Below are 1085 nucleotides of genomic sequence, written 5' to 3'. Positions count from 1 at the left end.
AAATGATACTTATAAAACTAGCTGCAATAACTGCAGTAATTTGAATATAGGCCATTTTCTTGCTAGATTCTTCTATGCTGTCAATATCTGTTACACTGCAGATAGTATCTGAATCTATTTTATCGCAAATAGATAATTTTTCTTTACCCATTTCATTAGTATAAAAAAACGCCTCACCTGGTTTTGCTTTACTAAAAGCTTTAGCAACAATAGCAACATTTTTATTATCTTTGCCAAAATAGTTTTCATCGGTTGAAGCAAATGCAAACAATGCTTTATCAAAAACAAAAGATGAGCCTGGTAAATGTTTTAATCTATCTTCTAATTTCTTCACAGAAACATCGATAGCCAAAACCCCTATAAACTTACCATTTTTAGTTAAAGATATAGAATAGGTAAAAGTAGGAAGTCCCGTTGCTATATCTGTATAAATATCAGTTACATTCCAACCTGTTTTCTTTCTAGCTGCTATATAAAATTCTCTTGTAGTTGCATCATAATTTTGCTCTTTTCCATAAATTAAATAATTTACTCCTTTGGCATCGCTGTCTTTGTTACTTAAAACTAATTCCCCATCAGGTTTTGCCAAATAAATAGCTTGATAATCGCCTATATCTTTTGCAGCTTTTAACTGAATTCCAACATCTTCTATTAATGTTTCTTCGTTGGCTAAAATTTCATATGGATGATGTAAAATACTTTGGGCAAATCTTTCTAATGCGCTTGAAGAGTTGTTGTAAAAATTTTGTGTTAAATTTTTTGCAGAAATAAGTTTATCTTGTTCTGCTTTTATAACTTCTTTAAACAGAGAGTCTTTTACAAAAACAAAAGTTATAATGCCTAAAATAAGTAGACAAAATATAGCAATAAAATTTGCTATGAGTGAGATTTTTATTTTCGCACTTTTCATTGGTTTTCCTTTTTATGTAAATTTGTAGTTATTTTTTGAAAGTGAAAAAATTATCTCATAGGAGTATAAATTTAAAAAAACGATATATTAATAAAAAATTATCTATATAAATAATATTGGATAAATATAAATTTTCTTAAAACACAATATTAAAAAACAAAATTCGACGATTAAT

1 protein-coding gene is annotated in these 1085 nt (G+C 27.3%); it reads right to left on the bottom strand.

All coding sequences use genetic code 11. From position 1 onward, the window contains the following. Positions 1–910: PDC sensor domain-containing protein (locus tag L8W56_RS08715; RefSeq protein ID WP_263660029.1), on the bottom strand; the 910-nt coding region annotated here is incomplete at its 3' end. Between the last annotated feature and the right edge of the window lie 175 nt (positions 911–1085).

It is taken from the genome of Campylobacter sp. IFREMER_LSEM_CL1085 (genome assembly GCF_025772235.1).
Classification (GTDB): Bacteria; Campylobacterota; Campylobacteria; order Campylobacterales; family Campylobacteraceae; genus Campylobacter_D; species Campylobacter_D lari_D.
The sequence above is the reverse complement of the archived record's forward strand: the minus strand, read 5'-3'. Positions and strand labels throughout refer to the sequence as shown.